The 7,244-nt window shown below is 65.1% G+C and carries 7 protein-coding genes; 4 read left to right on the top strand and 3 right to left on the bottom strand.

Annotated features, from left to right (window positions below; genetic code table 11):
• Window positions 1-196 precede the first annotated feature (196 nt).
• Window positions 197-919, top strand: a complete 723-nt coding sequence (locus DWA33_RS23635) for a hypothetical protein (protein WP_114360928.1) — start codon at window positions 197-199, stop codon at window positions 917-919.
• A gap of 34 nt (window positions 920-953) precedes the next feature.
• Here the strand turns inward: DWA33_RS23635 and DWA33_RS23630 are convergent, their stop codons facing one another.
• The 3 genes from DWA33_RS23630 to egtB all read right to left on the bottom strand — a co-directional run bounded on the left by DWA33_RS23630 (window position 954) and on the right by egtB (window position 4,725).
• On the bottom strand, window positions 954-2,042 hold the full coding sequence (locus DWA33_RS23630; RefSeq protein WP_114360927.1) for a fatty acid desaturase: 1,089 nt from the start codon (window positions 2,040-2,042) through the stop codon (window positions 954-956).
• Between the two features lie 409 nt (window positions 2,043-2,451).
• Window positions 2,452-3,420 (bottom strand): L-histidine N(alpha)-methyltransferase, encoded by a 969-nt coding sequence (gene egtD, locus DWA33_RS23625; RefSeq protein ID WP_114360926.1) that lies wholly within the window; start codon window positions 3,418-3,420, stop codon window positions 2,452-2,454.
• 45 nt (window positions 3,421-3,465) lie between these two features.
• On the bottom strand, window positions 3,466-4,725 hold the full coding sequence (gene egtB, locus DWA33_RS23620) for an ergothioneine biosynthesis protein EgtB (protein WP_114360925.1): 1,260 nt from the start codon (window positions 4,723-4,725) through the stop codon (window positions 3,466-3,468).
• Window positions 4,726-5,009: 284 nt separating this feature from the next.
• Between egtB and grxD the strand changes: the two genes are divergently transcribed.
• Genes grxD through DWA33_RS23605 form a run of 3 tightly spaced genes read left to right on the top strand, consistent with a single transcriptional unit; the run spans window position 5,010 to window position 7,215 of the window.
• Window positions 5,010-5,336, top strand: coding sequence for a Grx4 family monothiol glutaredoxin (gene grxD / locus DWA33_RS23615; protein WP_041807452.1), 327 nt, complete (start codon window positions 5,010-5,012; stop codon window positions 5,334-5,336).
• Window positions 5,333-5,875 (top strand): O-acetyl-ADP-ribose deacetylase, encoded by a 543-nt coding sequence (locus DWA33_RS23610; protein ID WP_114360924.1) that lies wholly within the window; start codon window positions 5,333-5,335, stop codon window positions 5,873-5,875. The genes grxD and DWA33_RS23610 overlap by 4 nt, the downstream gene beginning before the upstream one ends.
• A 59-nt stretch (window positions 5,876-5,934) precedes the next feature.
• Window positions 5,935-7,215, top strand: a complete 1,281-nt coding sequence (locus DWA33_RS23605) for a serine hydrolase domain-containing protein (protein WP_114360923.1) — start codon at window positions 5,935-5,937, stop codon at window positions 7,213-7,215.
• The last annotated feature ends 29 nt before the right edge of the window (window positions 7,216-7,244 follow it).

Here is a 7,244-nt window from a genome sequence, read left to right as displayed (position 1 = left end):
TGTGAATGTTCATCCGGTCCCTCCCTGGATACTGAAGCATCGCAACCTCAGCATCCCCGGTCCGGACCGGATGGACAACCTAATGAAAGCTCACACCTAGAGCGCCGGCCCGAATCGCCTGGCCGCGCCGAGCGCCGTCGCCACGACGTTAACGAAGGCTTTACAGCCGTGCCGCACGGTCGCGGCGGGTGGGAGCATGTCGAACTGGCGGGAAGAACACGCGAAGGCGAACGCTGCAGCGCTGGCGCGGCTGACCGGGCGGCTGCCCGATCAGTTCCCCCAGGCCGTGCTGATCCATGCCAAGGCCCGGCGCTATGTACCTTCGACCCTGCGGGCCGCGGTGGACTCCTACTGGCGCGCCCATCCGCTGCGCGCCGAGCGACTGGCGCGGATGCTTGCAGCGCGCAGTGGCGCCCCGGCCGACTGGCAATGGCAGCTCGGCGAGTCCGAGGCTGGACTGCCGGCCACGTTTCGAATTCCTCCTGCGCCGTATCGGGAAAAGGCGTACCAGCGCGGTCCCGGCTTCTGCTGCGTGTGCGGCCAGCCGGTGTATCGGTTCGGTTGGCACGCCGATTTGTGGCAAGCCGGCATCAACACGAACGCCACCTGGCACAGCGCGTGCGTCACCGCCTGGCAGTTCTGGAACGCCCCGAGTGGCCACACCAAGCTGCTGCGCCGTCTGCAAGGCCGCCGCTGTCGCGAAACCAACCGTCGGCTGCTGCGAACCGCCGAGGTCGATCACCTGGTGCCGCTGTTTCAAGTGTGGCGGCAGCATCGCGACCTCGGCTGGCCGGAGCTGCTCGGCTATTGGGGCTTGCCGAACCTGCAGGTGATTAATCGCGAGGTGCACGCTGCGAAATGCGCGAATGAGGCGCGCGACCGACGCTCGTTGCGTGCTGCGGCGGCCGTGCCCGCCTGATCCCGATCGCCCTCCGACGCGTTGGGCGTCGTGCTTACTGCGAGACTTCGGGGACCGGCGGTGCGGCCAGGCCTGCGGCCGCGGCGATCTGGTTGCGGGCGCGGACCTCGCGGAACGACACTAAGCGACGCTGGGCCTCGTCCCACAAGGCCAGCGGGACGCAGCGGAAGCTCTGCCACAGCGTGACACGCCCGATGGTGCTCAGCTCGGGATGATCGCGCAGCACGCGCGGCAGGCGATAATACGGAATACGGCTGCACAGGTGATGAACGTGGTGCATCCCGATATTGGCGGTGAACCAGCGCAGCGGCGCGGGCAGGTCATAATACGAGCTGCCGTACAGCGCGGCCTGATGCAGGGTCCAGCGCTCGCTGCGGTCCCAGGTCGTGGCCTCGAACTGGTGCTGGATGTAGAACAGCCACACGCCGGCGGTGGCGGCCAGCAGCATGATCGGCAGATGCACCAGCAGGAACGCCTTGATACCGATGAACCAGGCGAGTGTCACCACGATCACCGCGATTGCCGCATTGGTCGCCATCGCGCTCACCCAGGGGCGCAAGCCGTCGCGCATCAGCCCGACCGGAAGCCGCTGCTGCAGCAGAAACAGATAGGCCGGACCGAGGCCGAACATCACCAGCGGGTGGCGGTAGAGGCGATATTTCACGCGGCCCCACCAAGTCAGCTCGCTGTATTCACGCACGGTCAGCGTATCGAGATCGCCGACGCCGCGGCGATCGAGATTGCCGGTGGTGGCGTGATGCATGGCATGCTGGCGGCGCCAGCAGTCGTACGGCGTCAGCGTCAGCACACCGATCACGCGGCCGACCCAATCGTTCGCCTGCCGTTGGCGGAAGAACGCGCCGTGGCCGCAGTCGTGCTGGATCATGAACAGGCGGAGCAGAAAGCCGGACGCGGGAATCGCAATCAGCAGGGATGCCCAGCCGTGCCCGATCGAGTACGCGAACCAGGCGGCTCCCCACAGCACCACCAGCGGCAACGCCGTGATTGCCAGTTCGGCAATGCTGCGCGAGTGATTCGGCGTGCCGTAGTTGGCGAGAATGCGGGTCCAAAGCCGCATGTCTGCGGCCGGAATCTCAGTGTCATGTGTCGTGTTCGGGAGCATGGCGACGGTCCTGCGTTCGCACGTGGTGAGAGGAGGCAGGGTGCGCGTGCGTGCGCCGCCTGAATGTGAAGTGAACGAGAAAGGCGATGACGGTCGGTGCCGGGTGAGTCGTCTCGCCGGCCGCCGACCGTTGTTTTTGCCGATGCTGGACGGGCCCGACGATTGGACTGACGTGACAGTCGGTTGCGAATCTCAAGGGCCGCGAGCGGCCTGCATCGTGCGCATCCGACCACGACAAGGCCTACAAGGCATGCCTCGTTGACGTTTCCCAGCACAATACGCGCATGAGTCGTGTCTCAAAGGCGATCAACTAGCCGGATATGGGGTCGATCGAATCGAGCGCAAGCGCTCGGTCTTCGAAATCCTGACGCTGGAGGTGCGGGCGTCGCTTATTGCGGGCATCGAGCTCTCAATCGGCTTCGATCGCATGCACCGAGAACATCGCATCCGGATCGGTCCAGCAACGCATCGGAGTCCAGCCGGCCTGCTGCGCCAGCGTGCGAAATCGCGCCAAACTGTATTTGTAGCTGTTCTCGGTGTGGATGGTCTCGCCGGCGCGAAAGCCGATGCGTTCACCGAACAGATGCACGGTCTGGTCGCGCAGGCTGACGAGATGCATCTCGATGCGGTGCTGATCGCGGTTGTAGATCGCCCGGTGCGCGAATGCCGACAGGTCGAAGTTGGCGCCGAGCTCGCGGTTGATCCGGATCAGCAGATTGAGATTGAACCTGGCGGTCACTCCGGCGGCATCGTCATAGGCCGGCACCAGCACGCGCTCATCTTTCTCCAGATCGACGCCGATGATCATCCGCGCGCCGCGGCCGAGGATGTCGCGGGCGCTCTCAAGGAAGCGCCGCGCCTCCTGCGGTTCGAAATTGCCGAGCGTCGAGCCGGGAAAGAACCCGACCTTGGGCATATCGCGCACCGCAGGTGGCAGCGCGAACGGCTTGGTGAAATCGGCGGCGAGCGGATGCACGGCGAGCCGCGGAAAATCCCGCTGCAGCGCTTCGGCCTGAGTGACGATGAAATCCCCCGAGATGTCGACCGGCACGTAGGCCGCGACCTGATGCGCGGCCAGCAGCAGACGGATCTTGGTGGTGGCGCCGGCGCCGAATTCGACGACCGCCGCATCGGGCGGGATCAGCTCCGCGATCTCGGCGGCGCGGTCGTGCAAAATGCCGAGCTCGGTGCGGGTCGGATAGTATTCGGGCAGGCGGGTGATGTCGACGAACAGCTCGGAGCCGGCGTCGTCGTAGAAGTACTTCGGCGACAGCTCCTTCTGCGACCGCGTCAGCCCATCCAGCACGTCGCGCGCAAACGCGGCCGTGTTGGGATCGAGGCGATGCGTCTGCGTTTGCACGGCGACGTGCACGTTCATAGGCGGTCCTCCGGGCTGCGCACGCGGCGCAATTGGATTTTCAGATCAGGCGCCGTAGTCGGCGAGCCGCAGGCCGGTGAACTGCCAGCGGTGATACGGATAGAAGAAATTGCGATAGCTGACGCGGCTGTGGCCTTCGGGCGTGGCGCAGGATGAGCCGCGCAGCACGAGCTGATTGACCATGAACTTGCCGTTGTATTCGCCGAGCGCGCCTTCGATCGCCTTGTAGCCCGGGTAGGGTGCATAGGCGCTGCGGGTCCACTGCCAGACGGTGCCGAACGCATCGGGAAGATGCCCGGCGCGCGCCGCGACCTCCCACTCCATCTCGGTCGGCAGATGCTTACCGGCCCAACGCGCGAAGGCGTCGGCCTCGTAGTAGCTGATGTGGCAGACCGGGGCGTCGGGATCGATGGCCTGCAGGCCGCCGAGCGTCATGATCTTCCATTCGCCGTCGACCTGCCGCCAGTGGCCGGGCGCTTCCCAGCCCTCGCGCTCGGCGCAGGCGAAGCCGTCCATCAGCCACAGCGTGGCTGTGCGATAACCGCCGTCGGCCATGAACGCCAGCCACTCGCCATTGGTGACCAGATGTCGCGCCAGCCTGACCGGCCCGACCAGGGCGCGGTGCACCGGCTTTTCGTTGTCGAAATGGAAGCTGTCGCCGGCATGGCCGATCGGGTGGATGCCTTCCGGCAATGCGACCCAATCCTCGCCGCTGTGCTCCGTCGCCGGCAGCCGCCACGACGGATCGTAGGCCGGGGGAATCGGGTTCTGCGCGAAGGCGTGCAGGATGTCGGTGAGTAGCAATTCCTGGTGCTGCTGTTCGTGATTGAGCCCGACCTCGATCAGCGGCGCGATTTCCTCGAGCTTCGCAGTGTCGGCGGTCGCGAACCAGTCCAGCATCGCCGCGTCGACGTGGCGGCGATAGGCCGCGATCTCGGCGACGCCGGGGCGGGTCAGCAGTCCGCGTGCCGCACGGGTGTGCCGCGGCCCGGCCGAGACGTAATAGGAATTGAACAGGAAGGCGTAATCCGGGTGAAACACCTGATAGCCCGGACAATGCGGCCCGAGCAGGAATTGCTCGAAGAACCAGGTGGTGTGGGCGCGGTGCCACTTCGCCGGGCTGGCGTCGGGCATCGACTGCACCACCTGATCCTCCGGCGACAGCGGTGCCGCGCGGCGCTCGGTCTCATCGCGCACGGCGCGATAGGCGCTGGCAAGGCGATCGGCGAGCTCGCGGTCGGAGACGGGCGACGGGGAAGATTCGGCTGCTGATGTCGCAGCGGAGGACAGGATCGTCACGAGCATCTCCGGTTTGGAGGAAAAACGCTGCTGTTCGGTGTGAGTTCCAGGCTGATCAACATAGGGTCTGAGGATCGGGATGTAAGACCGCCGGCGTACCAGCGGCGATTTTGCGCCCCCGGCCCCCGACCCGTCCCGCGCAGCGGTGCCGACGAAAACGGTAACGAAGTCAAGGCGACAGCCTGCCTCAATCGGTTTTGACTTGGGCTATTCGCCGGTTTCAGGATACATATATGGCCGGTCGACCCGGCCGCTGGTGGTCAGCCGGCCGCGCCGCAAAAGGATTCGCCATGAGCATCGAGCAATTCATCGACAATGAAGTGAAGGCCAACGACGTCGTGCTGTTCATGAAAGGCACGCCGCAGTTTCCCCAGTGTGGCTTTTCCGGTCAGGTGGTGCAGATTCTCGATCACATTGGCATTCCGTATAAGGGCCACAACGTGCTCGAGAACGCCGAGCTGCGCGACGGGATCAAGCAGTATTCGAACTGGCCGACGATTCCGCAGCTCTACGTGAAGGGCGAATTCGTCGGCGGCTGCGACATCGTGCGCGAAATGTTCCAGGCCGGCGAGCTGCAGAAGCTGTTCACCGACAAGGGCATCAAGGCTGCCGCCTGAGCCCCTTCGTCCGCCAGATCGGCACGGCGACCTGTGAGGTCGTCGTCGCCGACATCACAACGCTCGCCGTCGATGCGATCGTCAATGCCGCCAATGCGTCCCTGCTCGGCGGCGGCGGCGTCGACGGTGCTATCCATAGCGCGGCCGGCCCCGAACTGCTCGCCGAATGCCGCACGCTCGGCGGCTGCGACACCGGGGATGCCAGGATCACCCGCGGCTACCGGCTGCCGGCGCGGCATGTGATCCACGCCGTCGGCCCGGTCTGGCACGGTGGCGGCCGTGGCGAGGACGCCGCGCTGGCCTCGTGCTATGCCCGCGCCCTGCAGCTCGCGAACGATCATGCGCTGAACTCGATCGCGTTCTCGGCGATTTCCACCGGCGTTTACGGTTTCCCGCCCGAGCGCGCGGCGCCGATTGCTGTCCGGATCACCCTCAATGCGCTGCGATCCACCACCTCGGTTACCCGAGCGGTGTTCTGCTGCTTCTCGGCCGCCAGTGCCGAGCTGCATCGCGTCGCGCTTACGGATGCGGCCCCTTGAAACCGCTCCAAGCGCCGCTACCATCCCATTCCCGAAGAAGACCTCAGGAGGATACGAGAATGCTGCATCGCGCCGCGCGCTGGTTGATGGCAGGAGCGCTGGCCGCGATGGCCGCCAGCCCGGCGATTGCCGAGACCACTTTCGACCTGCCGCCGAGCGTGCAGTTCTCCGACAAGAAGCTCGAACGGATCGACGAGTTCTTCAACAAGATCATCGCCGAGGGCAAGATTCCCGGCGCGATCGTGTATATCGAGCGCCACGGCAAGCCGGTCTATCACAAGTATTTCGGCGTCCGCGACGTCGCCACCAAGCAGCCGATGACCGACGACACCATCTTTCGGCTGGCGTCGCTGACCAAGCCGTTCACGGCGTTCGCGGTGATGACGCTGGTCGACGACGGCAAGATCAAGCTCGACGATCCGGTGTCGAAATACATCCCGGCATTCGCCGACACCAAGGTCGGTGTCGAGAAGAAGCGCGAGGACGGCGAGAAGTATCTCGATTTCGTCGCGCCGAAGCGTCCAGTCCTGATCAGCGATCTGTTGCTGCACACCTCCGGCATCACCTACGGCTTCTATGGCGACAGCCTGGTGCGCAAGACCATCGCGGCGGCCAAGATCTACGACGGCGATCCGAGCAATGCCGAATTCGCCGAGCGGATCGCCAAGCTGCCGCTGCAGGAGCAGCCGGGTACGCTGTGGGACTACGGCAATTCCTACGAGGTGCTCGGCCGGGTGATCGAGGTCGCTTCCGGCAAGTCGTTCTACGAATACCAGAAGGAGCGGCTGTTCGATTCGCTCGGGATGAAGGACACCCGCTATTATCTGACGACCGATGAGCAGAAGGCGCGGATGGCGCAGCCGATGCCGAACGATGCCGATTTCCGCGTGGGACGTCCGAGCCGGCCGGATATCGTCAAGAAGTGGGAATCCGGTGGCGGCGGCCTGACCTCGACACCGTCCGACGTGATCCGCTTCGTCCGCATGCTGCACAACAAGGGCGAGCTCGACGGCAAGCGCTATCTCAGCGAAGCCGTGTTCAAGGACATGACCACCGATCACATCGGTCCGAATTCCGGCGTCGAGCGCGACTACTTCTATTTCCCGGGTGACGGTTTCGGCTACGGCTATGGTCTCGGCGTCCGCACCGATGCCGGCAACGCCAAGCCGCCGCCGCCCGGCTCGCTCGGCGAATTGAAGTGGGACGGCGCCTCCGGCTGCTACTTCGTGGTCGATCCGAAGCTCGACATGTTCTTCGTGCTGATGGAGCAGACCCCGTCACATCGCCAGCCGATCCAGCGCGAGCTGAAGAAACTGGTGTACGAGGCACTGGACAACTGACGGGCGCGGCGACCGGCCGCATGGCCGGT

The sequence above is a fragment of the Rhodopseudomonas pentothenatexigens genome (assembly GCF_900218015.1).
Taxonomy (GTDB): Bacteria; Pseudomonadota; Alphaproteobacteria; order Rhizobiales; family Xanthobacteraceae; genus Rhodopseudomonas; species Rhodopseudomonas pentothenatexigens.
The sequence above is the reverse complement of the archived record's forward strand: the minus strand, read 5'-3'. Positions and strand labels throughout refer to the sequence as shown.

Bases quoted from the DNA above. Each gene is read 5' to 3' on its own strand.
- DWA33_RS23635 (WP_114360928.1), top strand. From the start codon at position 197: ATGTCGAACTGGCGGGAAGAACACGCGAAGGCGAACGCTGCAGCGCTG.
- DWA33_RS23630 (WP_114360927.1), bottom strand. From the start codon at position 2,042: ATGCTCCCGAACACGACACATGACACTGAGATTCCGGCCGCAGACATG.
- egtD (WP_114360926.1), bottom strand. From the start codon at position 3,420: ATGAACGTGCACGTCGCCGTGCAAACGCAGACGCATCGCCTCGATCCC.
- egtB (WP_114360925.1), bottom strand. From the start codon at position 4,725: ATGCTCGTGACGATCCTGTCCTCCGCTGCGACATCAGCAGCCGAATCT.
- grxD (WP_041807452.1), top strand. From the start codon at position 5,010: ATGAGCATCGAGCAATTCATCGACAATGAAGTGAAGGCCAACGACGTC.
- DWA33_RS23605 (WP_114360923.1), top strand. From the start codon at position 5,935: ATGCTGCATCGCGCCGCGCGCTGGTTGATGGCAGGAGCGCTGGCCGCG.